Here is a 23,724-nt window from a genome sequence, read left to right on the forward strand (position 1 = left end):
GTCAGGATAAAGTCAGCGAATATACCTTGTGCTGCGATAAAATAGCTTCTTTGCTAAAAAGCATTCTTGCTATTTATCCGAAACCATTATTTTAGTCAAATTTAAAGCGGAATTTTTAAAGCGTGCGCCTTACTCAAATTAAATTAGCCGGATTTAAATCTTTTGTCGATCCCACCACCATACCCGTACCCAGTCAGTTGGTCGGGATTGTGGGACCAAATGGTTGCGGTAAATCTAATATTATTGATGCCGTGCGTTGGGTGCTGGGTGAAACGAGAGCCTCGGAGCTGCGCGGTGAATCCATGCAGGACGTTATTTTTAACGGCTCGGATGAACGCCGGCCGGCAGGTCGCGCCTCAGTCGAGTTAGTATTTGATAATAGCGAGGGGCGGGCGGTCGGTCAATGGAGCGTGTTTGCCGAAATCTCTGTACGCCGTATTCTGACGCGTGACGGTACCAGTAGCTACTATATCAATAACCAACAAGTGCGCCGGCGCGACATTCATGATGTGTTTTTGGGGACTGGTTTAGGCGCCAGAGGTTATGCCATTATTGGTCAAGGCATGATTAACCGACTGATTGAGGCTAAACCAGAGGAACTGCGTACCTATTTAGAGGAGGCGGCAGGCGTTTCTCGCTATAAAGAACGTCGTCGTGAAACTGAAAATCGTTTAGCCGATACTCGCGAAAATCTGACCCGAGTGGAGGATATTCTTAGTGAGCTAGCTAATCAGCTAAGGCGCTTAGAGGCGCAAGCCGAAGTGGCTACACGTTATCGTAGCCTACAAGCCGAGGGCGAGCAAAAGCAATTTGCCTTTTGGTATTTAAAAGAGCAAAGTGCGATTGAGGAGCAGACCACTAAAAAATTCCAAAGAGAAGCGGCTCAAAGTGCGTTAGAGGAGGCCTTAGCCTCATTCCGACAAATAGAAAAGGAGTTGGAGTACCGGCGCCAAGCACATTATCAAGCGGGCGATGCCTTACATAAGGCGCAAACGGCCCTCTATGAGAATAATGCCCAAGTGGCCAGTCTAGAAGCGGAGATTCGTCACGCGACTGAATCACGCCAACGTTTAGAGAGCAATAAGCGTCGCTTACAGCAACAAATTGAGGAGTGGGATGCCCAGTTTCAGCATTGTGCCGTGCAGTTGGAAGAGGTAGCTGGTGAATTAGAAGAAACCGCAATTCACTACGAGGAGAGTCAGGCGCGCTTAGAGCAAATTCAAGAAGAGCTCCCGGCCATTGAGGAGCGGGTCGCGCAATTTGATAGGAATAAAGAGGAACTACGTCTAGACTTATCTCGTTTAGAGCAAAAGCAGGCCTTAGCCCAACAGCAAAAAAGCGATAGTGAGCGTCAACTAGCGCAGTTAAGTAGTCGTCGTGAGCGCCTGCTGCAAGAACAGTCAGCCATGGTTGCACCCGAACACCTTAAATTGGATACGCTCAAGGCGGAGCGTGATAATTCAGAGCATCAATTAGCCGAGGCGCAGGCACAGCTGATTGAAATTGAAGAGCGCTTGCCTGGTTATGATGAGGAACGACGTCAAGCGGCACAGGAGGCGCAACAAGCGCAGCAAGTCGTGTCAAGGTTAGAAGCCCGTTTAGAGGCGTTACAAAGTCTGCAAGCCGATGTGATGCAAAATAAAGAGCTTGAGCCTTGGCTTAAAAAGCATGGCTTGCAGGCTAGTTCTCCCTTATGGCAAAAGATCCACATAGAGGCTGGCTGGGATATGGCTTTGGAGTCTGTGTTGGGGGAGCGTTTAAGTGCCTTGGAAATACCAAGCTTAGATGCGGCCGTCTCATTGGCAGCGGATCAGCCACCGACTCGTATGATGCTCTATCAAAAGCCTACAGCCATGCCGTTCAATGAGCAACACCCTAGCTTCAAGCCTTTATTAAGTTTAGTGCGTTGTCCAGACCCTGATCTTAAGGGGTTGTTAGCGCTTTGGTTGGACGGTGTGTTTGTGGTTGATACGCTACAAGAGGCTTTATCCAAACGTGAGCAGCTTGCCCCAGGAGCGCGTTTGGTGGTGCAGCAAGGGCATGTCGTTGATAGCTACGGAATGTTATTCTATGCGGCGGATAATGCACAAGCAGGCATGCTAGCGCGGCAACAAGAAATCGATAACTTACAGCGTGAGATTAAGGCGGAGCGCTTAATCAGTGAGCAATTAAGTACGAGCTTACAGCAAGCGGAGCGTCAGTGGCAGCATGGCAATCAAGCCTTGGGACCGGCACGTCAACGTGTCTCTGAAATGAGCCGTTTTTTACATGAGCATCAATTGGCCTATAGTCAATTAGTGCAAAAAATCGAGCAAGCCGATATGTTACAAAAGCGGCTAACGACGGATTTAGACGAGTTAGCCTTGCAGCACGAGGAGTACGCTGCGCGTATTGAGGGATTTAGTTTGGATTTGGAATCCAACCAGGAATTATTAGAGCAAAAGCGTGAGGCTTATGCCACCTTGAATTTAGAGGCCGAGGCGAGTGTTGCGGCAATGCGCGAAATTCGTCAGCGCACGCAGGAGCTCGAGCGCGCAACACGTGAAATTGAGTTTGAACAACGTAGTCTTAAATCCCGTGCCGAGGAGTTAACACGTAATCAGTCCTTAGCCAAGCAGCAAAGTGAGCAATCGAAACTTGAGTTGGAGTCGCTCGAAGGGGAGTTATTCGATATTGATCAGCAAAGCACCCAAGCCGCATTACAGGAGCTACTCGCAATACGTAAGGAAAAAGAGGAGACTTTAGCTGCTAAGCGCATGGAGCTAGAGGCAATCGAATTGCGTTTACGCGAACAGGATGAAAAGCGTCTGCAACTAGAACTCTCGATTGAGCCGCGGCGCCAAGAGATTACTCAGCTGCAATTAGATGAGCAGGCGGCGCGATTAGCCGCAGAGCAATTTACCGAGCAATTGGAGCGACACGAGCTTAATCGTACAAGCTTGCAGCAATTTATTGAAGCCAGCCCAGAATTGGCAAAAATGGCTACGGCAGAGGCACAAGCCGAGTGGTTGCAGGCTGAAACTCAGCGTATTTCGCGTGCCATAGAGCGCTTGGGTTCGGTTAATTTAGCCGCCTTGGAGGAGCTAGAGCAAGCTCAGCAACGCAAGGCCTTTTTAGATGCGCAGCAAGCGGATTTGCAGGAAGCCATTGATACCTTGGAGGAGGCAATACGTAATATTGACCGCGAAACGCGTCAGTTATTACAGGAAACCTTTAATTTGGTTAATGATCATTTTGCACAACTATTTCCGCAGCTGTTTGGCGGCGGGCAAGCTAAGCTCGTGATGACCGGTGAGGAAATTCTGGATGCAGGGGTGCAGGTGATGGCTCAACCACCGGGTAAGCGTAACAGCACCATTCATCTCTTATCGGGTGGGGAAAAGGCGCTAACCGCAACCGCCTTGGTTTTTGCTTTATTTAAATTGAACCCCGCACCGTTCTGCCTTTTAGACGAGGTGGATGCGCCGCTGGATGATGCCAATACCGAACGTTATGCTAATTTGGTGAGCTCAATGAGTAAGCAGACGCAGTTCTTATTTATTTCTCACAATAAAATCGCCATGCAAATGGCGAAGCAACTGGTCGGGGTCACGATGCAGGAGCAGGGTGTGTCACGGATTGTGGCGGTGGACTTGGATACGGCAGTACAAATGATGGGTGCTGACTAGCCCCGCCGTTCAGGGCGGGGAAGGATAGCGCGGACGGCGTAGCCGTCCTTGAGTTTCAGTGGGGTGTCTGCTGCTGCTCGATGTACTGTCGCACGATGGAAATCGGCGCACCGCCACAGGATGAAGCGAAGTAGGACGGCGACCACAGTACGCCCTTCCAGTAGCGTTTCTGGATGTCGGGCCGTTCCTTGCGCAGTAGGCGGCTGGACACGCCCGGTTCGCCTGTGAAGTGAGCGGTGCAGTCATGCCGCCAGCAGCAGGAACCCACCGAAGCGATTCAGGTGCGGCTCAATGCCACACCTGAGCGCCGTAGGAATCTCCGGCCTTCAGGCCGGGGAGGATGTCAATAAACATTGCTTTGATGCAATAGCTTACACATCAACGGGCTAAAATAGGGCAAAATATACGATTAGCTCTTTCTTTTATATATTTTATATACTTAGGCACGGATTTCGATAGGATTTTTAAGGTTGACGCATGAATAGTTTGCAAATTACGCTGATTGTCATCGGCCTCGTCATTATTGGTCTGGTGTTACTTTATAATTGGTGGCAGGATCAGCAGGCACAAAAGCGTTTAAATCGTCATTTTAATCAAAGTGACTCCGACCCTTTATTGGATGGTCAAGAGGGTTTTGCTAATCCTAAAGCACCGTTTCAATCCACCCCTCACGTACTTAGTAGCGAGCGAGATGGTCCTAGTCTAGGTGCGATGCAGGCTGCTGAGGATGAGGGTCCTACCGTATCCTTTGGTACTGCTGCAACTGGAGCGGATGTTGAGCCGCAGCTGGCTGAGATGCCGACAGCGGCTGGTGAGCAGAGAGGCTCAGCGGTAGAGCATACTGCTTCAGCCCCTGCACCTTCTGCTAGTTCACAGCAAGCGCGAGCTTCGGCGATCGCCGAGATGAGTGAGACGGGGCCTGATCCAATGACGGAAGCAGTGGTGGATTTACGTTTTGAGCGTCCGCTACTAGGTCGAACCATTATTGAGCAGGCGCTGCGTTTTCCCACTGCTGATGATAAGGCAATTCGCTATTTTGCAGAAACAGAAGACGGTATGTGTCACGCAGTGATTCGTCCAGATGTGCCTTATGTCGCCTTGCAACTGGCGGTCTTGATGTCGAACCGTTTAGGTCCTTTACAGGATGTGCATTGGTCCGCAGCAATGATGATCGCTGATGAGATGGCTCAGCAGTTTGATGCCGATTTAGAGGCTCCTAGCTTCAAGGATCTCGAACAACATGCCTTGGGCTTAGATGATATGTGCGCTTCCTTAGATGCCCAGGTGGGATTAAGCTTATTACTTGAGGGACCGCAGCCGCTTAAGTCGGTGGCGGAAATTGCTCGTAAGCGAGGTTTTGTAGACTATAGACAAACCTTGGCGTGGTTAAATAATCAGGGCCAGGTGTGTTTTTATATGTTGTTTGATGGTCTTGCACTGAGTCAGGTAGAGTCTGCTAGCGTTGAGCGTCTTGAGCTGTTATTGGATGTGCCTAATAGCCCAGCTGATCGCCATGCCTTTGGCAAAATGGTGGGGGCGGCACGTGACCTCGCTGGCTTATTGCGCGCAAGTATTGTCGATGATCAAAATCAACCGCTTGAGCGTGATGATTTAGTGGCGGCAGTGGATGAGCAAATTTATGAGATCTATCAAAAGCTTGATGAGGTAGGTCTGAGCGCCGGCTCTGAGCGTGCGCGTCGAGTTTTCTCCTAGGCTGATAAAGCGCATTAGGGCATTTGTTAAATATGATGGCCGCGGTTATTCCTTGACTGCGGCTTTTTTAATTAAATTTTATGGCTATGTCAGAGTTACAACAAGAATTAGAGCAGCTGTATCAAGAGATTATGGCGCATGATTATGCGTATCATGTCAAGGATGCACCAACGATTTCCGATGCACAATATGATAGTTTAGTGCAGCGTGTATTGGCCATTGAGGCTGAGCACCCGGAGTGGATTAAGCCTGAATCACCGTCTCAACGGGTGGGAGCAGCGCCTCTCACGATGTTTGAAACGGTCACCCATGCGGTGCCAATGCTCTCCTTAAATAATGGTTTTAATGACGGTGATATAGTTGCTTTTAATCGGCGGGCTAGCGATAGACTACGAGCGCAACATTTGCTGATGGCAGGTGAGGAAATTGAGTATTTAGCGGAGTTGAAGTTTGACGGTTTAGCGATTAATTTACGCTATGAAAAAGGTCGCTTGATCCAAGGCACCACGCGTGGCGATGGCATGCAAGGTGAGGATGTGACCGAAAATATTCGCACAATTCGCAGTATTCCTTTAATGCTCACTGGTGATGAGATACCCGAGGTGTTGGAGGTGCGTGGTGAGGTTTTAATGCATAAAGCTGATTTTCATAAGCTGAATGAGGCACAGGAAAAACTTGGCATTAAGCCTTTTGTGAATCCGCGTAATGCGGCTGCCGGTAGCTTGCGTCAATTAGACTCTAAAGTTACGCGCAGCCGTCATTTACGTTTTTATGCTTATGGCTGGGGTCAGCTTGAAAGTACTGTGGCCTTAGCCCAGACGCAATCCGGGATGTTGGAGCGATTTCGTGATTTTGGTTTTGCTATTTCACCAGAGCGAGCTGTGGTCAAGGGGGTAGCGGGGCTACTCGATTTTTATCAAGGGATTGAAGCCAAGCGTGCCGCGCTGCCCTTTGATATTGATGGGGTAGTGTATAAGGTGAATCGTTTAGCCTTACAGGAAGCGCTCGGTTTTGTATCACGGGCGCCGCGCTTTGCCTTAGCGCATAAGTTTCCTGCAGAAGAAATGCAGACGCTGTTGGAGGGCATTGATATTCAGGTCGGACGTACTGGTGCCCTGACACCGGTGGCCAGGTTAAAACCGGTGTTTGTAGGGGGCGTGACTGTCACCAATGCCACCTTGCATAATGAAGATGAGATTCGCCGTAAGGATATTCGGATTGGTGATACGGTGATTGTCAGAAGAGCAGGGGATGTGATTCCTGAAGTATTGGCGCCGGTTTTGGATTTACGACCTGAAGATGCGCAGCCCTTTACCATGGTTCAGGCATGCCCGGTGTGTCACTCTAGCATTGAGCGTTTACCAGGAGAAGCGGTATGGCGTTGTACTGGGGGGTTATTTTGCCGAGCGCAGCGAGTGCAAAGTCTGATTCACGCCGCCAGTCGCAAAGCGCTTGATATTGAGGGTTTAGGCGATAAACTGGCCGAGCTATTAGTTGAAAAAGAGATGGTTAAGTCATTAGCCGACTTATATCGTTTAACAGCAGCATCAGTCGCTAGTTTAGAGCGCATGGGGCCTAAATCTGCACAAAACCTGATGGATGCCATTGAAAAGAGTAAAGGGGTCAAATTAGCTAATTTTATTTATGCCTTGGGCATACGCCATGTGGGTGAGACCACGGCGCGTGACTTAGCCACGCATTTTGGCAGTATCACGGCCTTAGCTCAGGCGAGCCGTGAGGAATTGCAAGCGGTTGAGGATGTGGGTCCGGCGATTGCCGAGTCAATTCAGCATTTTTTTGCTGAGGAGCATAATCAACAGGTGATTCATGAATTAGCTGAATTGGGCTTGAATCCGGTGTATGAGCTGCGCTCAGGGGTGGCCGCAACAGGCACTGCGGATGCTGCTTCAGCGTCATCGCCGAATCAAGCGGTGCTAGGTAAAACCTTTGTCTTAACGGGTGCCTTAAGTCATTGGACCCGCGATGAAGCGGCGGAATTGCTACGCCAAGCCGGCGCTAAAGTGACTTCTTCGGTGTCTAAAAAAACTGACTACGTGGTAGCCGGAGCAGATGCTGGTAGTAAGTTGCGCCGTGCCGAAGAGCTGGGCGTGACGATCTTGGATGAGGATGCTTTAAAGGCGCTATTAGGGCTTTAGTGCGGGCAGTTGCGCTAAAAGCCATGGTTGCTCGGTAGTCTAATGCTTAAGTTTAAAATGCAACATGCCTCCACCAATGTATATCGTAACCTGGGGAGGCATGTTGACTACCTGACTACTACAATCAGAGCAAGGATTAGCTAGTCACTACTTCTTTTTAGCTGCTTCCTCTTTTTGACCGTCATCGTTTGATTCAACCACGGTGGCCGCTTTGCGTAGCTCTTCAACATAGGCTTGTAGCTGCTGTTGTTGAATCATTTGCTTTAAGCCAGGGGTTGCTTCATCCTTGGTAGGAGGCTCTACACTACGCTCGTCTAAGACCTCAATAATGTGCCATCCGAACTGACTTTTAACGGGTTCCGCCACAATTTCTTTAGGCTTGGCTGCAACCACGGCATCGGCAAACTCAGGTACGAAGTTTTGTGCTTCAGCCCAACCTAGATCACCGCCTTCCTTGCCTGAACCATGATCAATGGAATTTTCCTTGGCAGCGGTGGCAAAATCAATTTTCTTATCCTTGATTTTTTTCAGTAATTCCTGCGCCTCTTTTTCTTCTTTGAGTAGAATGTGGCGGATATTGTACTCTTTGGTATTTTTGCTGTCGGCAACGAGCTCATCATAGGCTTTATTAATATCTGCCTCAGAGGGATTATGATCTTCCATCCACTTGGCAATAAGGGAGTTAATCAAAATCTCCTTGCGTGAGTTTTCAATCAATAGGCGCGTTTGCTCGTCCTTGTCTAAGCCTTGTTTGACAGCCTCTTGCGATAACACCTCACCCGTAATTAATTGGTCTAAGATCAGTTTGCGGTTTTCAGGTGTATCCTCCATGCCGCGAGCGCTCATGGCTTTGATCATGGTGTCGATTTCCGCTTGCGGAATGGGTTGACCATTTACCGTGGCGGCGTTTTGTGCATAGGCTGGAAAGGCTAAGGCGACTGCTGCCGCTAAAATAAAGCGTTTCATAGAACTCCTAGTGATGGTTAAAAATAAAAATAAACTTGATTAGATGTATTAATCGTTGCTGCCAACTAGCTTTAGCGCCAAGGCATGAATGGGGAAAGGCATCAGATCCTGTAGCTCAGCGTAGACTAGACGTTGGCGCTGAACCCGAGTGATGCCATCAAATTTGGCTGAGCGCATGGTCACCGTAAAGTGATTGGCACCGTCGCGGTTACCGGCATGCTGAGCATGTAGATGTGAGTCATTACTAACCTCTAACTCAATTGGCTCTAATACGGCTAAGCGCTGACGAATCATCTCGACGCGCTCCTCAGCTAAACTCGAATGTATTTGCTCATTCATCTCAAACTCCAAATGTATATCAATGGACAGCCCAAGGCGTCAAAAGTTCATTAACATGATAAATTAAGCTTAAAGCAGTAGGCTAGCGCTACTGCTCCTCGTCTCGCATATACTTGGCCAGTACTAAGGACTGCCCGATCACAAAGACAATTAATAATATGGTCAAACCAAATACTTTAAAGGTAGCCCATTGATCAATCGTAAAATAACCGGAAAAAGCCACAAATAAATTAAGTATACCCATGAGTGCAAAAAATGCCGACCAGCTATAAGCTAATTTTGTCCATACGGGTTCGGGTAGGGTGATTTGAGTACCCATCAAGCGTTTAATTAGATTGTTATTACTGATGAGCAGCGCACCCGCAATAATCAAAGCAAAGATCCAATAAAGCACGGTGGGCTTCCACTTAATAAAATTCTCATCCTGTAAATAAATGGTTAAGCCGCCAAATAACACGATCACAATTAAATTTAGCCAATGACTGGCTTCGATCCTTTGCCGTTTAACTTTTAACCAGATAATTTGCAATACGGTCGCTGCCATTGCTACCTTGGTTGCGATATAAATATCACCGAGTTTCAGGGCGACAAAAAAGAGGATAAGTGGCAGGAAATCAAAAATAATTTTATTCATAAGGGCGATGGCTAATTTTTGTTAAGCCTCATAGTGTATCAGACTGCGCTGCTCATAACGCTAGCTACGGCTGAGTTTTAGCTTGATTTTTACAATAAGTCTTGGCAACGAGGTGTTAAATGCTACTTTCTTTGCAAATAGCCTTCGGGCTTTTATTATGGAGCAAAGGCTTTCTGTTAAACTTAACACTTTATTAACAAAAACCAAGCATTAAACGGAGTATACATGGGGACTTTTAAACTCAGCAAACCCGCTCTACTGGTGGCGTCATTATTAGCTGCCGGCTCAGTGATGGCGCAAACGGTCAATATCGGGGTGTCAGTGTCGGCTACTGGCCCAGCAGCTTCTCTCGGTATTCATGAGCGCAATACAGTTGAACTTCTACCGACTAAGGTGGGTGAGGTGGAGCTCCGCTACTTCGTATTAGATGATGCGACCGACACTTCTCAAGCCGTGCGTAATATGCGTAAGTTGATTAGTGAGCAAAATGTCGATGTGATGGTGGGTAGCACTGTTACACCTGGCTCACTTGGGATGGTAGACGTTGGTGCTGAGATGAAGGTGCCCGTGATCAGTTTAGCGGGTAATGCCGTGGTGGTTGAGCCGCAAGAGGGCGCCAAGATTTGGGCCTTTAAAACCCCACAAAATGACGCTTTAATGGCCGCTGCAATTCGTAAAAATATGGAAAAACGCGGTGTTAAGACAGTCGGCTACATTGGCTTTGCGGACGCCTATGGCACCGGTTGGTTAGCCGAATTGGAGCGTGCTTTAGAGGGCTCCGAGATTAAGGTTGTGGCCAAAGAGAGCTTTGCGCGTAATGATACCAGCGTCACCGGTCAGGTGATGAAGCTGATCTCAGCAAAACCAGATGCGATTTTAGTTGGTACCGCAGGTACGCCAGGCGCTTTACCACAGCGTGAATTAATTCAGCGTGGCTATAAGGGAATAACTTATCATACCCATGGCTCGGCAAATGGCGACTTTTTACGTGTGTGTGCTAAGGCATGTGAGGGCGTGGTATTACCGGTTGGACCGGTGGTGGTGGCTGAGCAGTTAGACGACTCACACCCCTCTAAAGCCGGTGGTGTAGAATACGCCAAGCTCTATAATGCTAAATTTGGTGAAAATTCCATGAATAGCTTTGGTGCGCATATGTGGGATGCCTCGATTTTGATTAATTCTGCCATTCCTCAAGCCATAAATACTGGTGCCAAGCCTGGTACTGAGGAGTTTCGTGCTGCCCTACGTGATGCCTTAGAAAATCACCAAGAGGTCATCGGTGTGCATGGCGTGTATAACACCTCTAAAGAGGATCATACCGGTCTTGACGAGCGTGCTCGTGTCTTGGTCAAAGTTCAGGATGGTAAGTGGGTATATGATCCTGATTTAGAGTAAATGAGACCTTAAATGTGATTGGCCGGACTGCATGTGGTCCGGCACATTCACAAGTGTTTGCTTGAATTGTTACTCATCAACGTCTTAAAAAAACTTTTCAAGTATAGATATTATCGAGCTCCGAAGCGGAGTTGATTTAAGTTTACCGCTTTGATAAGCAGCAACTGTTAGACTAAGTACAACTATGAATTGGGAAATCGCCAAAATCCTGATGCAGGATGGTTTGGTAACCGGGGTCATCTACGCCCTGATGGCTGTGGCCTTGGTACTCGTGTTTGCCGTGACACGAATTATTTTTATTGCTCAAGGTGAGTTTGTTTCTTTTGGTGCCTTGACTTTTGCCATTATGGTGAATGGTCAAACGCCTGCCACTATCTGGCTCTTGCCAGTATTCGGTACACTGATTTTCTTGATGGAGCTGTATCGCTTTTTAATCAAGCGTGCCTGTTCAGCGCTGCAGCTTTTAAAAGCAGCCTTGCTTTATCTATTATTACCCTTTGCCTTGGCTTTGTTAGTGCCACCTATTTTAGCGACGCAACCCTCCATCTGGTTAAAGGCCTTATTGACACTGTTGTTGATTGTGCCGCTTGGCCCCATGGTTTATCGTTTAGTGTTTAAACCGGTATCAGAGGCACCAGGATTACTGTTGCTAATTATTTCCATTGCCTTGCACTTTGCTTTTGTGGGCTTGGGCTTGGTCTTTTTTGGCGCTGAGGGTTGGCGTGTCTCTGAGCCGTTTTTCGACGGCACAGTCGAGTTTTTTGGTCTGTCGTGGAGCTATCAAAGTCTGTTTGTGATTGCCATGACCGTGTTTATTATTATTGCCTTGTATATCTTCTTTGAAAAAACCATCTATGGTAAGGCCTTACGCGCGACGGCAGTGAATCGTAAAGGGGCGCGTTTGATGGGTATCAGTACTGGCTTAGCTGGTTATATCAGCTTTTGGATTACGGCGCTAATTGGTGTGGTGTCTGGTATTTTATTGGTCTCATTTATTACGATTACCTATGAAACCGGTTTTATGATTGGTCTAAAAGGCTTTGTTGGTGCCATTATCGGTGGTTTAGTGAGCTATCCAATTGCGGCGGTGGCGGCCGTTGCGGTGGGCGTGATTGAGGCCTTTAGTACCTTCTGGGCAAGTGACTATAAAGAAGTGATTGTGTTCACCCTGATTTTACCCGTGTTGTTAATTCGTTCATTAACCATTCAAAAGCATGATGAGGAGGAATAAGATGGAGCAATTAAAACCTTCTCATAAAAACACTAAGCTACGCAGGTTTAATCCTTTGGTGTTGCTGTTTATTCTGTTTTTACTGATCTTGCCACAGTTATCGTTTGTGCCGGAGTTCTGGATTAATCAGATGAACAGTATCGGGATTTCGGCTTTGGTGGTCTTTGGTTTAGTGATTTTGACTGGGTCCGCTGGCATGACTTCTTTTGGTCAAGCCGCTTTTGTCGGTATGGGTGCCTATGCCACGGCGTATATGACGGTGAGCCTGGGCTATTCACCCTTTTTAGGATTGGCGGTTGGCCTTCTAATCACGGGTGTGGTGGCATGGATGTTAGGGCAATTGACGCTGCGTTTATCGGGTCATTTTTTACCTTTAAGTACGATTGCACTGTGCCTGGTATTTTATTATTTATTTGGTAATATGAGCTTTTTGGGGCGTCATGACGGTTTGCCAGGCGTGCCACCAATTCATATTTTCGGTATTTCACTGCAACCGGCAAGGAATAATTTTTATTTGATTTGGTTCTGTGTCTTAGTGGCTTTGTGGCTCAGTCAGAATCTTTTAAACTCACGTACTGGTCGCGCCATCCGCGCCTTAAATCGCGGTGAGTTAATGGCTCGTTCCTTTGGTGTTAAAACCCATCATTACAAGATGCTGGCTTTTGTCTATGCTGCGCTCTTAGCTGGCTTGGCCGGTTGGCTATATGCCCACGAGCAGCGGGCGGTGAGTCCCAGCACTTTTGGTCTGAACTACGGTATTGAATATTTGTTTATGGCCATTATCGGTGGATTTGGTAGTTTATGGGGCGCTATTTTTGGTGCCGCCATGATCTTGATTCTGCGCGATCAAATTCAAAATATTGCGCCTAAAGTCATTGGTAGTAATATCAATGTCGAGATGGTGTTTTTTGGCGTGATGATGGTGCTCATCCTGCAATACGCCCGTAATGGTCTAATTCCTTTGTTAGTGCAGTGGTTTAGACGAATCAAGGATGCACGTCAGACGGAGACGCAGGCAGAGGGTGGCAGTACACGTTTAGCCTATGGGGTTGAGCGCTTACGCTTAGAAAAGCCAGTTACCCCTTTAGCACCACGCCCAGAGAAGCAATCTCAGCCGCTTGCTATGGAGCAAGCGATCTTGCAGGTGCGCGATATTCGTAAGGAATTTGGCGGGCTAGTTGCGGTTAATAACATCAGTTTTGATATTAAAGCTGGTGAAATTATGGGCTTAATTGGTCCAAATGGTGCTGGTAAAAGCACCACGTTTAATTTACTCACTGGGGTCTTAACCTTGACTTCCGGTCAGGTCTTGTTCAAAGGTCAGGATATATCCAATTGGCCGGCGCACCGTATTGCCGAGTTAGGGGTGGCGAGAACGTTCCAACATGTGCAGTTATTGCCCGATATCAGTGTGATAGAAAACGTTGCCCTCGGTGCTCACTTACGTGCCAGTAGCGGTGCGATTCGTGGGGCCTTGCACTTAGAAAGTGAATCCGAGCATCAGCTATTGGATGAGGCGATGAAGCAATTACGTCGTGTCGGGCTAGAGGACTACGCCTTATTGCCCGTGGGGGGCTTGTCACTAGGGCAGCAGCGTATCGTGGAAATTGCGCGCGCACTCTGTCTGGATCCAAGTTTATTATTATTGGACGAGCCAGCAGCGGGCTTACGCTATAAGGAAAAAGAGGAATTAGCGACGGTCTTATGTGCTTTGCGTGATCAAGGGATGAGCATTTTATTAGTTGAACATGATATGGATTTTGTAATGCGTTTAACTAACCATCTAGTGGTGATGGATTTCGGTACTCAAATTGCCGAAGGGACACCGGCACAGGTGCAAACGAATCCAGCCGTCTTAGAAGCCTATTTAGGAGGCGTGGCAGATGAGTAATTCCTCAGAATTATTATTAGATGCGCAGAATATCTCCGTTTACTATGGGCAGGTGCAGGCGGTTGAAGAGGTCAGTCTAAAAATGCACCCTAGTCAAATTGTTACCGTGATCGGGGTCAATGGTGCTGGTAAAACCAGTTTGATGAATGCCCTGATGGGTAATTTACCAACGAATGCGCGCAGTACCGGCGTGGTTAATTATTTGGGAGAAAATATCTCAGTGCTAGAGGTTGAGCGACGGGTCGGGCGTGGCCTCAGTTTGGTACCAGAAACACGCGAGCTATTTAGCTCCATGACGGTTGAGGATAATCTCATCTTAGGTGCCTTTAGATTCCGCTCGGACAAGGATGGTGAGCGTCAATACAAGCTCAAGGACATTTATGAGCTCTTCCCACGCTTAAAAGAGCGGCGTAAGCAATACGCCGGTACCTTATCTGGCGGTGAGCGACAAATGTTGGCCTTAGGGCGTGCCTTAATGACCAATCCTAGCTTATTGTTGCTGGATGAACCGAGCTTAGGCCTGGCACCCCTGATTGTGCGGGAAATTTTCCAGATGATTCAATATCTCAGAGAGCAGGGCACCTCCATTTTGCTGGTTGAGCAAAATGCGCGTGCCGCCTTGCAAATTGCGGATTACGCCTATGTATTGGAAATGGGGCGTTTAAGCCTCAGTGGACCGGCATCTGAGTTGCTACATCACCCTGGTGTGATCGAAAGCTATTTAGGCTTAGGTAGCAGCCAAAAAGCAGCAAATTAAAGTTAGCCTCGTTTATTCATTGATAGACGGGGTTTTATTTGCCTGTTGAGCACTCACCCTCATTGATTCTGCTGTTGCCAAGCCACCGTGGCGGGTTTTCTAGCGAGCTCAAAAAAGGCCTTGATATAATCCAAGACGGTATCGCTCTCACGCGTACCTAAATGGATCTGTTTGGGAATGCCATGCTCCCCTAAACGAATGGCTTTGATTGGTAGCTTTTCTGCATATTCTTCTACTAACCATTTAGGTAGGGCCGTGACCCCACGCTCGCTAGCAACCATTTGCAGCATAATATCGGTGGTTTCAATCGTACGATGGCGTCTGGGAGCAACGCCTGCAGGGATTAAAAACTGTTTAAAAATATCTAAGCGCTCAATGTCCACCGGATAGCTAATCAAGGTTTCAGCGATTAACTGTTGAGGCTCAATAAAGTCGTGCTTGGCGAGTGGGTGATCTTTAGCCACGACCAATACCTGCTCATAATCAAACACCGGCTCAAACTGTAGCCCGGGTCGATACAGCGGATCGGGGGTGACCAGTAAATCAATTTCATAATTAAAGAGACCGGCGATACCACCAAATTGAAACTTCTGCTTTACGTCCAGATCAACATTTGGCCACGCCTTAAGGTAGGGTGAAACGATTTTAAGGAGCCATTGGTAGCAGGGGTGACATTCCATGCCAATGCGTAGCGAGCCGCGCTTGCCGTGGGCAAATTGCTGCAACCTCTCTTCGGCTAGTTCCAGTTGGGGTAATACACGATTTGCGACCGCTAATAAATGCTGACCTGCTTGGGTTAATTGCAAGTTACGGCCCTCGCGGCGCCAAATTTCAGTACCTAGTAATTGCTCCAGCTTTTTCATGCTGTGACTTAAGGCGGATTGAGTCACATGCAGCACTTCCGCTGCGGCGGTCAGTGAACCTTGTGCCTCAACTTGCTGCACAATGGCTAGATGAATACGTTCGATCATTTGCTATGAGTAAAATTCATGGATGTATAAGAATATACCATTTTACTTCATGTGATGTCGTGGCTACAATAACTTCATGAAAAATCGCCATAGCATTTTGGTGATACAAACATATTTGATTTAGGATTTGATAGCAATGAGTAAAGAATTTGAGTTTCACATTCATCGTATCCGCTTTGATGAAAATTATTTACCCTCCAGCGAGACGCGACTAACCACGAACTTTGCTAATTTAGCCAGAGGCGAGCACCGTCAACAGAATTTACGTAATGCCATTGAGATGATTAATCGTCGTTTTAATAGTTTGGCAGATTGGGATAATCCGCAGGGCGATCGTTATTCGCTTGAGTTAGATATTATTTCAGCGGAAGTGGATATTGAAGGTGATGGTAAGGTGTTCCCATTGATTGAGGTCTTAGCAACCACCGTGGTTGATCATCAGACGAATCAACGCATACCGGGCATTGTGGGTAATAACTTCTCTTCTTATGTGCGAGATTATGATTTTAGTGTGCTCTTACCCGAACATAACAAAAATAAAGAGGGCTTTAGTGTGCCTGACGCTTATGGTGAGTTACACGGTAATTTATTTAAGGCTTTTTTAAACTCCAAAGCTTATAAAGACAATTTTAAAAAGCAGCCGGTGATCTGTTTGAGCGTGGCTAATACCAGGACCTATCGTCGCACGGATAATGTGCACCCCATCCTTGGGGTAGAGTACTTGCAAGATGAGTTTTCCTTAACCGATCAGTACTTTGCCAAAATGGGTTTAACCGTACGTTACTTTATGCCTAAGGGCAGCGTGGCGCCATTTGCCTTTTATTTTTCAGGGGATTTGTTGAGTGATTATTCAAATCTAGAGTTGATTAGTACTATCAGTACGATGGAAACTTTCCAAAAAATTTACCGTCCCGAGATTTATAACGCAAATGCGGTGGCGACGAAGATCTATCAACCTAGCTTGACCAATGATAATTACTCCCTTACCCAAGTGGTATATGATCGCGTTGAACGTACGCAATTAGCGATTCAACAAGGTAAGTTTACCGAAGAGTACTTTATCAAACCATATCAAGAGACCTTGTCGCAGTGGACGGCTGAATACGCTGTTTAATGATCATTGAATAAAATTAGTAGAATTTAGGTTGTTTATTATGAAAAAGTTATTACCCACCTCAACTGCCGGTAGTCTTCCCAAACCTTCTTGGTTGGCCGAGCCGGAAAAACTCTGGTCGCCCTGGAAGCTAGCGGGCGATGAATTAGCAGCGGCTAAGCGCGATGCCTTACTCCTCACCTTAAAAGAGCAGGAAGTGGCCGGCATTGATATCATCAGTGACGGTGAGCAAACACGCCAACATTTTGTGACGACATTTATTGAGCATCTTGATGGGGTCGATTTTGAAAAGCGTGAAACCGTCCGTATCCGTGACCGTTATGATGCCAGTGTGCCCACGGTGATTGGTGAGGTTGCCCGTTCTAAACCTGTATTTGTGGAAGCGGCAAAGTTTTTACGTCAACACACTCAGCAGCCGATTAAATGGGCTTTACCGGGTCCTATGACCATGATCGATACCTTATATGATGCGCATTATCAGAGTCGCGAGAAATTGGCCTGGGAATTTGCCAAGATCCTGAATCAAGAGGCTAAGGAATTAGAAGCCGCCGGGGTGGATATTATTCAATTTGATGAGCCAGCCTTTAACGTCTTCTTTGATGATGTGAACGACTGGGGGATTGCAACCCTAGAGCGTGCCATTGAAGGCTTGAAATGTGAGACGGCAGTGCATATTTGCTATGGTTATGGCATTAAGGCCAATACGGATTGGAAAAAAACGCTTGGTTCCGAATGGCGTCAATACGAGGAGTTTTTCCCTAAATTGCAGCAATCGACGATTGATCTTATTTCCTTAGAATGTCATAACTCGCATGTGCCAATGGATTTGTTGGAATTGATTCGTGGCAAAAAAGTGATGGTAGGAGCGATTGATGTGGCGACTAATGTCATTGAAACACCGGAAGAGGTAGCTGCTACCCTAAGAAAGGCCATGCAATTCGTGGATGCAGAAAATCTTTACCCATGCACTAACTGTGGCATGGCGCCATTATCGCGTGAGGTGGCAAATGCCAAGTTGCGTGCGCTCAGTGCTGGTGCAGCCATTGTTCGTAATGAGCTGTAAGCAGCTGCATAGCTACACGCTTTAATTTAATTAGCCCGCCCTGTGCGGGCTTTTCTTATGCCTGGTGGGAGTGTTAACATAGCCCTTGCCAATGATTCGAGTTGCTAACGAATGGTTGTGCTGAGCTCTGCTTGCAGCGCTCGATCCTTTAATAGCAAGTTTGCTTAATTCCATAGAGGACATCATTATGATTTCAAACATAAAAAGACGCGATTTTTTTAAGGTCGGTGCTGCCAGCAGCGCGATCTTATTGCCTAATTTAGCTTTTGCTGCCACTACCAAATCGGATGCGGCGCCGGTTGCTCGAGTTAATGAAAAAGAGCGTACTTTTGAAGTGACATTAAATCATCAATTACAGGAAGCGGGTAAAGTTTCTAAACTTTGGGTTCCACTTCCGCTTAATAGCGAATATCAGCAGTTAAAAAGCTTAATTCAACATAGCGGTAATTATGATGAGTTGGTACAAAGTGATTTTGAGATTCCAACGCTGTTTGCTCAGTTTAGCGAGCATCCCGCATCCATTAGTAGTGTGTTTACCATCACCACGCAAGAGCGTAACACTGATTTTTCCAAGGTGAATTACGACGATAGCATAGCTTTGCCGGCCGAATTGGCTGAGTACTTAGAGCCGACCAGACATATCCAAATTGATGGCATTGTTAAGGAAAAGGCAGAAGAAATCACCAAAGGGATTAAGGGTGATTTAGAGCGTGCCAAAGCAATTTATACCTGGGTATGTAATAACATGACCCGTGATGAGAGTATCGTCGGTTGTGGTGTGGGTGATGCCAAGGCCTTACTCGAATCGGGCAAGTTATATGGTAAGTGTACTGATATTAGTTCAGTCTTTGTGGCCTTATGTCGTAGTGTCGGTATTGCTAGTCGTGAGGTGTTTGGTATCCGTGTAGGTGAGAGTCGTTTTAGTCCAGCTATGGGTAGTGGTAAGGACGGTGTTGCTAATATTACCGGTGCTCAACATTGTCGTGCCGAGTTTTACTTAAAGGGCTACGGTTGGATTCCATGCGATCCGGGCGATGTAACCAAGGTGCGTTTAGCTGAAAAGCTCAGCAATGATGATAGTAAAATTGTTCAGTTGCGCGACTACCTATTCGGCAATTGGGAAATGTGCTGGATTGCCTATAACTGGGGCCGTGACTTTGCCTTAAAGCCGATGCCTGCTGAGCATCCGCTGAATAACTTCGGTTATCCCTATGCCGAAGTGGATGATAATGTGCAAGACTACTACTCGCCCAAAGAGTTTGCTTATGAGTACAAATCAGTTGAGCTCTAAGCAAACAACTGATACGGCGACGCTTCAGCCAACTCAAAAAGTGCCTGATAAACCAGCTAAGCTCTGGTTATTAGGCGCTTTTATTAGTGCTGTGGGGGCGACTTTTTGTTGTCTCCCTGCGCTATTGTTTTTGCTATTTGGCAGTTCTTTTGGTTTAGTCGCTGTATTCACTTCACTAGAAGCATTGCGACCTATCTTAAGTGGCTTAGCCTTATTGAGCTTTGCGGTGTATGTATGGGCTCGGTTTTTCAGAAAGCAATGCGCCTTAAGGCATCGCCTGACGCTGCGCAGTCTGTGTTTTATCGTGCTGCTGTTTTTAGGCTTGATGTTGTTATTGTTTTACCCTGAAATTTTGGGGTTATGGTATTCATATGAGTAAAGTGTTATTGAGCATTTTAGCGGCCCTTAGTATTAACGGTGCCGAGCAAAGTTATGTGATCAAGGTGGAGGGTATGCATTGTCCACTGTGTACTGCCATGGTGCGTAAAGCCCTGCTTAAGGTAGAAGGGGTTAATACGGTCAAAGCAAGTCTTAGCGATAAGATGGCAAGGGTCGAAGCTGATGAGGAGGTGACGCGCGAGAGCCTGTTGGAGGCGATTGCTACCACCGGTTATGAAGGTGTTTTTGTCGAAGAGTAACGATAGTCGCATCAGGGATGGCTTTACTGTCCAAGGCTGATTTGATATGCCCAAATTCCCAAGAGTGTAAAAAGCAAGGAGCCGATCAGGTGTAGGGCGATGCTAAGCAGGGCATAGGCGATTTTGCCGCTTTGTAGTAGGGTGACGATTTCCATTGAAAAGGTAGAAAAGGTGGTGAGCGCACCACAAAAGCCGGTAATCAGAAAGAGTTTATAGTTAACGCTAAGCGTGCTATTGGCAAAAAAAGACACGGCAAAGCCGATGATAAAGCCGCCGATCCAATTCACGACTAAGGTGCCCAAAGCCACATTGGCAAGGTAGTGGTTTAATTGTAAACTGAGGCCCCAACGCAGCCATGCCCCAAGCATGGCACCGATACCAACGGCTAATATTGATAAATACATCGCTTCTTCTGCCTATTCTTCGTGTCATTTAAAATACCGTAGCTTAGTCAAGGATTTTAGCCGACTTTATCGCCAGTCGGAACATTCTTGCGGTCGGGCTTGGCCGTCTGGAAGCAGGAATCCCATCCCTTTAGGGAGGGGAGGAAGTCAACCTTGTAACGCAGATTAAAAAAATTGAATTGCCCGTGTTAAATTATTTTATTGTGTTTGCGACAGGCTTTATTGCCGCCACGCTCTTGCCGGCACAGTCGGAAGCGGTGTTATTGGGCATGCTGCACTTATCGCAACAATCGGCCATGCTATTGGTGCTGTTTGCTACGGTGGGTAATGTCTTGGGTTCGGTACTGAACTGGTGGTTGGGTACGCAGCTTGAGCGTTTTAAGGAGCGTTCGTGGTTTCCGGTGTCAGAACAGCGTTTAGTACAAGTGCAAGACTATTATCAACGCTACGGGTCTTGGATATTATTATTTTCCTGGTTGCCGATTATTGGTGATCCCATCACCTTTGTTGCCGGGGTGCTGCGAGAGCGATTCTATCGTTTTTTAATCCTCGTCAGCTTGGCAAAGGGCGGGCGCTACGTTCTGATCAGTTTAGCCTATGTCTATGCCCAAGCTTAGGAGTATCACAATGTCTATCGTTAGTATTCAAAACCGTTTATTTGAGCTGCGGGATAGCAGTTATGCCGAGTTTCAACGCCAACTCGTGCCGACCTTAGCGCCAGAACGCATTATCGGGGTGCGACTGCCGCAATTACGACGTTTAGCCAAGACGCTGAGTCAGGAAGCATCAGAGCCGTTTCTACGAGCGCTACCGCATTCATACTATGATGAAAATATGCTGCATGCCATTTTGCTATCGGAAATGCGGGCGTTTGAGGAATGTCTAGCGGCAGTGGAACGCTTTTTACCCTTTATCGATAATTGGGCTGTCTGTGATACGCTATCGCCCAAGGTGTTTAAGGAGCATCGGCCCGAGCTGTTGCTACCTATCCGTCGCTGGTCAGTCGCAGCGCATGGCTATCAAAGACGCTTTGCAATCACTATGCTAATGCGTCATTTTCTGGATGAGGATTTTAAGCCTGCCTATTTAGCCATTCCTATGGCTATGTGCTCTGATGAATACTATGTCAATATGGCCATCGCCTGGTTTTTTGCCACAGCCTTAGCTAAGCAATGGGCATCGACCATTGGCTTGATTGAGGAGCAACGATTAGCCCCTTGGGTGCATAATAAAACCATACAAAAAGCCCGAGAAAGTTATCGCATTACAACCGCTCAAAAAGACTACTTACTGAGTTTAAAGCAAGCGCCTAGAAAACAATCAGCTGGAGGTCTTGCTCATAACTGATTAGATGTGGCCTATGGCAACTACTAATAATAGCCAAGGGCTAAGCGGCAGTAGCGAGAATTTGTTAAAGTTAAACTAGATTTAATTAATGGCCAAAGGGGAAACGTCATGAGATCAGCAAATTATTTTTTCAAAGAGGATGAGCTCATTGATCAGCAGTATAAGGTCAAATCCTTGATATCGATTAATGACTATGCCCAAACTTACCGCGTGCGTAATCCGGCCTTTGAGGCCAAGGTATTAAAGCTTTTTTTAAAGGAGGCAAATACTGAACTCTCGGTGCTTGAACGCTTGGATAGCCCGCATGTGGTCAAGCTGGATAGCGTCGGGCAAGTCCGAGTGAATGGCAGCGATTATCCCTATGCTATTTTAGATTATGTTAATGGCGATAGTCTTTTCGAGCGCACTGAACGGCAGGAGATGCTCTCATTTATCGGTGCTTATAATGTCTTTTTAGGCATTATCAATGCCTTGATTTATTTGCGACGTTTACATCCCGCCGTGGATCATTATCGTATTTTGCCTAAAAACATCATCCTGAATCTAGCTTCCAATGCCTTTTTGCCCGTGTTAGCGAATTTTAGTTCCAGTGGTGCTAAGGATATTGACTATACGCCGGATGAGATGTTTTTTATCGCTCCGGAAATGCTGCACAAGCATCGGCATGAGAGTACGGACCTATATTCAGCGGCAGCGATTTATTATTATTTATTGCATGGTCATGCACCCTTTAGTAAGGAGATGAATGCGCCTGCGATGCAAGCGATACCGTTTGAAGAGGCCTTATTTAGGCAAAAGCAGAGTTTAGTGGATTTTCATGTGGACTTATATGATTCCACGCGCTACATCATTCGCAAAGCCATGCACCCTGATCCAACAGCGCGCTATCAGGATCCAGCAGAAATTCGCCGAGATTTATACAAAGATCCTCACGATCCCTGTTTTAGCGAGTACTTGGCCGCACTTAAGTGAGTGGTTTAGCGCGCAGTTTACGTTTTTTTGAGAAGTCGATGGAAGAGCATACGCAAAAACTAGGTGTTTGGATAAGTCTCTATTGTGTGAGCGCAGTTATCACTGGGGTAGGGGCGTTTTTATTTGCCTTGATTGGTCTTAAAAATCTCTCCGAGACGCCCGCAGGTTTTACTTTACTGATTAGTTTGTTATTTTTAACAGCCTTGATTCATTTTTTTCTGGTGTATCGCCTACTGGGGGTTAAAACACCAGCGACGATTTATATGGTGTGGGCCTTTGAATTAGCAAATATTATCTTGACCTTGTTGGGCTTATCTGCTGCCGGTGCGCCAGTGCTGCTTTATCTGCTCATTAGAGCTGCATTTTTGTGTTATTTCTTTTTATCAAAGCGGGTGAGAGCGCTGTATGGCTTTAGGTCTAGCAGTGTCGAGAGTATTTAAAATGCGCATTGGCTTGTCGATGAACTGGACAAGCTAAGCCATGCAGGAGCGGTAGTGATATGATGCTGTCACTGAGCTTATCGGCGCTCCATTCAAACACATTGGGCGAAGCTTTTCAGTTATAATAGCATGGGCAAAAATGATAAATAGATAGTTGAGGCAACGTGGTCGAACGTAAAAAAATTCATACGCGCCAAATGAGCATTGAGTCTTATGAGCGAAGTGATGGTCTTTGGGATATTGAAGCCAAATTAGTTGATTTCAAAAGCTATGATTTTACAAAATCGGATGGTTCAATCAAAAAGGCGGGCGATCCAGTTCATGATTTAAATATCTGCTTGACGGTGAATGACGAGGGTTTGATTGTTGATGTCGGGGTTTCCTATGATGCAGCACCCTATGGTGATGTTTGTCGCGCCATTGAGGAATCTTATCAGCGGCTGATTGGGCTCCATTTACTAAAGGGCTTTCGGCACAAGGTGCGTGAGCAGTTTGCTAAAACACAGGGCTGTACGCATATGAGCGAGTTAGCGGTGCTGATCCCAACTGTTTTTGTTCAAAGCTTATCACGCAAACGTATCAATGATGCGGTTGATAGCGGTCGACGTCCGTTTCAGCTAGAGGGCTGTCATGCTTATGCCTTAGGGTCACCCGTTGTAAAGGAGTTTTATCCTCAATGGTATGTGCCAACGGTAGATTAATTAGTTGTAAATCACGCACTTTATTTTTAGAAT

Annotated in this window: 22 protein-coding genes and 1 pseudogene; 17 read left to right on the forward strand and 6 right to left on the reverse strand. The window is 46.7% G+C overall.

Annotation, left to right across the window (positions count from 1 at the left end; translation table 11 throughout):
- Positions 1 to 122: 122 nt before the first annotated feature.
- Positions 123 to 3,668: a chromosome segregation protein SMC gene (gene smc / locus A3GA_RS0105225; RefSeq protein ID WP_018026339.1), complete on the forward strand. Its 3,546-nt coding sequence runs from the start codon at positions 123 to 125 to the stop codon at positions 3,666 to 3,668.
- Between the two features lie 55 nt (positions 3,669 to 3,723).
- Here the strand turns inward: smc and A3GA_RS11965 are convergent.
- Positions 3,724 to 3,882: pseudogene (locus A3GA_RS11965) on the reverse strand (transposase); the annotation flags it as partial.
- A 263-nt stretch (positions 3,883 to 4,145) separates the two neighbouring features.
- On the opposite strand from A3GA_RS11965, the gene A3GA_RS0105230 reads away from it, so the two are divergent.
- Positions 4,146 to 5,381, forward strand: a complete 1,236-nt coding sequence (locus A3GA_RS0105230; protein WP_018026340.1) for a cell division protein ZipA C-terminal FtsZ-binding domain-containing protein — start codon at positions 4,146 to 4,148, stop codon at positions 5,379 to 5,381.
- Between the two features lie 86 nt (positions 5,382 to 5,467).
- Positions 5,468 to 7,537 carry an NAD-dependent DNA ligase LigA gene (gene ligA, locus A3GA_RS0105235; RefSeq protein ID WP_018026341.1) on the forward strand — a complete coding sequence of 690 codons (2,070 nt, stop codon included), beginning with the start codon at positions 5,468 to 5,470 and terminating at the stop codon, positions 7,535 to 7,537.
- A gap of 147 nt (positions 7,538 to 7,684) precedes the next feature.
- On the opposite strand, the gene A3GA_RS0105240 is transcribed toward ligA, so the two are convergent.
- The 3 genes from A3GA_RS0105240 to A3GA_RS0105250 all read right to left on the reverse strand — a co-directional run bounded on the left by A3GA_RS0105240 (position 7,685) and on the right by A3GA_RS0105250 (position 9,476).
- Entirely contained in the window at positions 7,685 to 8,503 is an 819-nt protein-coding gene (locus A3GA_RS0105240) for a peptidylprolyl isomerase (RefSeq protein WP_018026342.1), read from the reverse strand.
- Between the two features lie 48 nt (positions 8,504 to 8,551).
- Positions 8,552 to 8,842: a BolA family protein gene (locus tag A3GA_RS0105245; protein ID WP_018026343.1), complete on the reverse strand. Its 291-nt coding sequence runs from the start codon at positions 8,840 to 8,842 to the stop codon at positions 8,552 to 8,554.
- An 88-nt stretch (positions 8,843 to 8,930) separates the two neighbouring features.
- Positions 8,931 to 9,476: a septation protein A gene (locus A3GA_RS0105250; protein ID WP_018026344.1), complete on the reverse strand. Its 546-nt coding sequence runs from the start codon at positions 9,474 to 9,476 to the stop codon at positions 8,931 to 8,933.
- Positions 9,477 to 9,701: 225 nt separating this feature from the next.
- On the opposite strand from A3GA_RS0105250, the gene A3GA_RS0105255 reads away from it, so the two are divergent.
- The 4 genes from A3GA_RS0105255 to A3GA_RS0105270 all read left to right on the forward strand — a co-directional run bounded on the left by A3GA_RS0105255 (position 9,702) and on the right by A3GA_RS0105270 (position 14,750).
- Positions 9,702 to 10,871, forward strand: a complete 1,170-nt coding sequence (locus tag A3GA_RS0105255; RefSeq protein ID WP_018026345.1) for an ABC transporter substrate-binding protein — start codon at positions 9,702 to 9,704, stop codon at positions 10,869 to 10,871.
- A gap of 184 nt (positions 10,872 to 11,055) precedes the next feature.
- Positions 11,056 to 12,102, forward strand: coding sequence for a branched-chain amino acid ABC transporter permease (locus A3GA_RS0105260; protein WP_018026346.1), 1,047 nt, complete (start codon positions 11,056 to 11,058; stop codon positions 12,100 to 12,102).
- 1 nt (position 12,103) lies between these two features.
- On the forward strand, positions 12,104 to 13,993 hold the full coding sequence (locus A3GA_RS0105265; protein ID WP_018026347.1) for a branched-chain amino acid ABC transporter ATP-binding protein/permease: 1,890 nt from the start codon (positions 12,104 to 12,106) through the stop codon (positions 13,991 to 13,993).
- On the forward strand, positions 13,986 to 14,750 hold the full coding sequence (locus tag A3GA_RS0105270) for an ABC transporter ATP-binding protein (RefSeq protein ID WP_018026348.1): 765 nt from the start codon (positions 13,986 to 13,988) through the stop codon (positions 14,748 to 14,750). Before A3GA_RS0105265 ends, A3GA_RS0105270 begins: the two co-directional genes overlap by 8 nt.
- Positions 14,751 to 14,809: 59 nt before the next feature.
- Here the strand turns inward: A3GA_RS0105270 and A3GA_RS0105275 are convergent, their stop codons facing one another.
- Complete coding sequence (locus A3GA_RS0105275) at positions 14,810 to 15,721, reverse strand: LysR family transcriptional regulator (RefSeq protein ID WP_018026349.1); 912 nt, start codon at positions 15,719 to 15,721, stop codon at positions 14,810 to 14,812.
- A 136-nt stretch (positions 15,722 to 15,857) separates the two neighbouring features.
- Between A3GA_RS0105275 and A3GA_RS0105280 the strand changes: the two genes are divergently transcribed.
- The 5 genes from A3GA_RS0105280 to A3GA_RS0105300 all read left to right on the forward strand — a co-directional run bounded on the left by A3GA_RS0105280 (position 15,858) and on the right by A3GA_RS0105300 (position 19,827).
- Complete coding sequence (locus tag A3GA_RS0105280; RefSeq protein WP_018026350.1) at positions 15,858 to 16,835, forward strand: DUF1852 domain-containing protein; 978 nt, start codon at positions 15,858 to 15,860, stop codon at positions 16,833 to 16,835.
- Positions 16,836 to 16,875: 40 nt separating this feature from the next.
- Positions 16,876 to 17,898: a methionine synthase gene (locus tag A3GA_RS0105285; protein ID WP_018026351.1), complete on the forward strand. Its 1,023-nt coding sequence runs from the start codon at positions 16,876 to 16,878 to the stop codon at positions 17,896 to 17,898.
- A 187-nt stretch (positions 17,899 to 18,085) separates the two neighbouring features.
- The gene (locus tag A3GA_RS0105290) at positions 18,086 to 19,189 is read left to right on the forward strand and encodes a transglutaminase-like domain-containing protein (protein ID WP_018026352.1); all 1,104 of its coding nucleotides are present in this window, start codon (positions 18,086 to 18,088) and stop codon (positions 19,187 to 19,189) included.
- Positions 19,164 to 19,568 carry a hypothetical protein gene (locus A3GA_RS0105295; RefSeq protein WP_018026353.1) on the forward strand — a complete coding sequence of 135 codons (405 nt, stop codon included), beginning with the start codon at positions 19,164 to 19,166 and terminating at the stop codon, positions 19,566 to 19,568. The genes A3GA_RS0105290 and A3GA_RS0105295 overlap by 26 nt, the downstream gene beginning before the upstream one ends.
- Positions 19,561 to 19,827, forward strand: coding sequence for a heavy-metal-associated domain-containing protein (locus A3GA_RS0105300; protein WP_018026354.1), 267 nt, complete (start codon positions 19,561 to 19,563; stop codon positions 19,825 to 19,827). The genes A3GA_RS0105295 and A3GA_RS0105300 overlap by 8 nt, the downstream gene beginning before the upstream one ends.
- A 23-nt stretch (positions 19,828 to 19,850) precedes the next feature.
- Here A3GA_RS0105300 and crcB read toward each other — a convergent pair whose 3' ends face one another.
- Positions 19,851 to 20,231 (reverse strand): fluoride efflux transporter CrcB, encoded by a 381-nt coding sequence (crcB, locus tag A3GA_RS0105305; RefSeq protein WP_018026355.1) that lies wholly within the window; start codon positions 20,229 to 20,231, stop codon positions 19,851 to 19,853.
- Positions 20,232 to 20,410: 179 nt separating this feature from the next.
- Between crcB and A3GA_RS0105310 the strand changes: the two genes are divergently transcribed.
- From A3GA_RS0105310 to A3GA_RS0105330, 5 genes are all read left to right on the forward strand, one after another.
- Entirely contained in the window at positions 20,411 to 20,848 is a 438-nt protein-coding gene (locus tag A3GA_RS0105310) for a YqaA family protein (RefSeq protein WP_018026356.1), read from the forward strand.
- A 10-nt stretch (positions 20,849 to 20,858) separates the two neighbouring features.
- Positions 20,859 to 21,578, forward strand: a complete 720-nt coding sequence (locus A3GA_RS0105315; RefSeq protein WP_018026357.1) for a DNA alkylation repair protein — start codon at positions 20,859 to 20,861, stop codon at positions 21,576 to 21,578.
- A 108-nt stretch (positions 21,579 to 21,686) separates the two neighbouring features.
- Complete coding sequence (locus A3GA_RS0105320; RefSeq protein ID WP_018026358.1) at positions 21,687 to 22,550, forward strand: serine/threonine protein kinase; 864 nt, start codon at positions 21,687 to 21,689, stop codon at positions 22,548 to 22,550.
- The gene (locus A3GA_RS0105325; RefSeq protein WP_018026359.1) at positions 22,547 to 22,990 is read left to right on the forward strand and encodes a hypothetical protein; all 444 of its coding nucleotides are present in this window, start codon (positions 22,547 to 22,549) and stop codon (positions 22,988 to 22,990) included. The genes A3GA_RS0105320 and A3GA_RS0105325 overlap by 4 nt, the downstream gene beginning before the upstream one ends.
- 164 nt (positions 22,991 to 23,154) lie before the next feature.
- Complete coding sequence (locus A3GA_RS0105330; RefSeq protein ID WP_018026360.1) at positions 23,155 to 23,691, forward strand: DUF2889 domain-containing protein; 537 nt, start codon at positions 23,155 to 23,157, stop codon at positions 23,689 to 23,691.
- Positions 23,692 to 23,724 lie beyond the last annotated feature (33 nt).

Source organism: Oligella urethralis DSM 7531 (assembly GCF_000372065.1).
GTDB lineage: Bacteria > Pseudomonadota > Gammaproteobacteria > Burkholderiales > Burkholderiaceae_B > Oligella > Oligella urethralis.

What these genes read in the sequence shown, in the direction of transcription:
- A3GA_RS0105230 (WP_018026340.1), top strand. Translation starts at nt 4,146, where the DNA reads ATGAATAGTTTGCAAATTACGCTGATTGTCATCGGCCTCGTCATTATT.
- ligA (WP_018026341.1), top strand. Translation starts at nt 5,468, where the DNA reads ATGTCAGAGTTACAACAAGAATTAGAGCAGCTGTATCAAGAGATTATG.
- A3GA_RS0105240 (WP_018026342.1), bottom strand. Translation starts at nt 8,503, where the DNA reads ATGAAACGCTTTATTTTAGCGGCAGCAGTCGCCTTAGCCTTTCCAGCC.
- A3GA_RS0105245 (WP_018026343.1), bottom strand. Translation starts at nt 8,842, where the DNA reads ATGAATGAGCAAATACATTCGAGTTTAGCTGAGGAGCGCGTCGAGATG.
- A3GA_RS0105250 (WP_018026344.1), bottom strand. Translation starts at nt 9,476, where the DNA reads ATGAATAAAATTATTTTTGATTTCCTGCCACTTATCCTCTTTTTTGTC.
- A3GA_RS0105255 (WP_018026345.1), top strand. Translation starts at nt 9,702, where the DNA reads ATGGGGACTTTTAAACTCAGCAAACCCGCTCTACTGGTGGCGTCATTA.
- A3GA_RS0105260 (WP_018026346.1), top strand. Translation starts at nt 11,056, where the DNA reads ATGAATTGGGAAATCGCCAAAATCCTGATGCAGGATGGTTTGGTAACC.
- A3GA_RS0105265 (WP_018026347.1), top strand. Translation starts at nt 12,104, where the DNA reads ATGGAGCAATTAAAACCTTCTCATAAAAACACTAAGCTACGCAGGTTT.
- A3GA_RS0105270 (WP_018026348.1), top strand. Translation starts at nt 13,986, where the DNA reads ATGAGTAATTCCTCAGAATTATTATTAGATGCGCAGAATATCTCCGTT.
- A3GA_RS0105275 (WP_018026349.1), bottom strand. Translation starts at nt 15,721, where the DNA reads ATGATCGAACGTATTCATCTAGCCATTGTGCAGCAAGTTGAGGCACAA.
- A3GA_RS0105280 (WP_018026350.1), top strand. Translation starts at nt 15,858, where the DNA reads ATGAGTAAAGAATTTGAGTTTCACATTCATCGTATCCGCTTTGATGAA.
- A3GA_RS0105285 (WP_018026351.1), top strand. Translation starts at nt 16,876, where the DNA reads ATGAAAAAGTTATTACCCACCTCAACTGCCGGTAGTCTTCCCAAACCT.
- A3GA_RS0105290 (WP_018026352.1), top strand. Translation starts at nt 18,086, where the DNA reads ATGATTTCAAACATAAAAAGACGCGATTTTTTTAAGGTCGGTGCTGCC.
- A3GA_RS0105295 (WP_018026353.1), top strand. Translation starts at nt 19,164, where the DNA reads ATGAGTACAAATCAGTTGAGCTCTAAGCAAACAACTGATACGGCGACG.
- A3GA_RS0105300 (WP_018026354.1), top strand. Translation starts at nt 19,561, where the DNA reads ATGAGTAAAGTGTTATTGAGCATTTTAGCGGCCCTTAGTATTAACGGT.
- crcB (WP_018026355.1), bottom strand. Translation starts at nt 20,231, where the DNA reads ATGTATTTATCAATATTAGCCGTTGGTATCGGTGCCATGCTTGGGGCA.
- A3GA_RS0105315 (WP_018026357.1), top strand. Translation starts at nt 20,859, where the DNA reads ATGTCTATCGTTAGTATTCAAAACCGTTTATTTGAGCTGCGGGATAGC.
- A3GA_RS0105320 (WP_018026358.1), top strand. Translation starts at nt 21,687, where the DNA reads ATGAGATCAGCAAATTATTTTTTCAAAGAGGATGAGCTCATTGATCAG.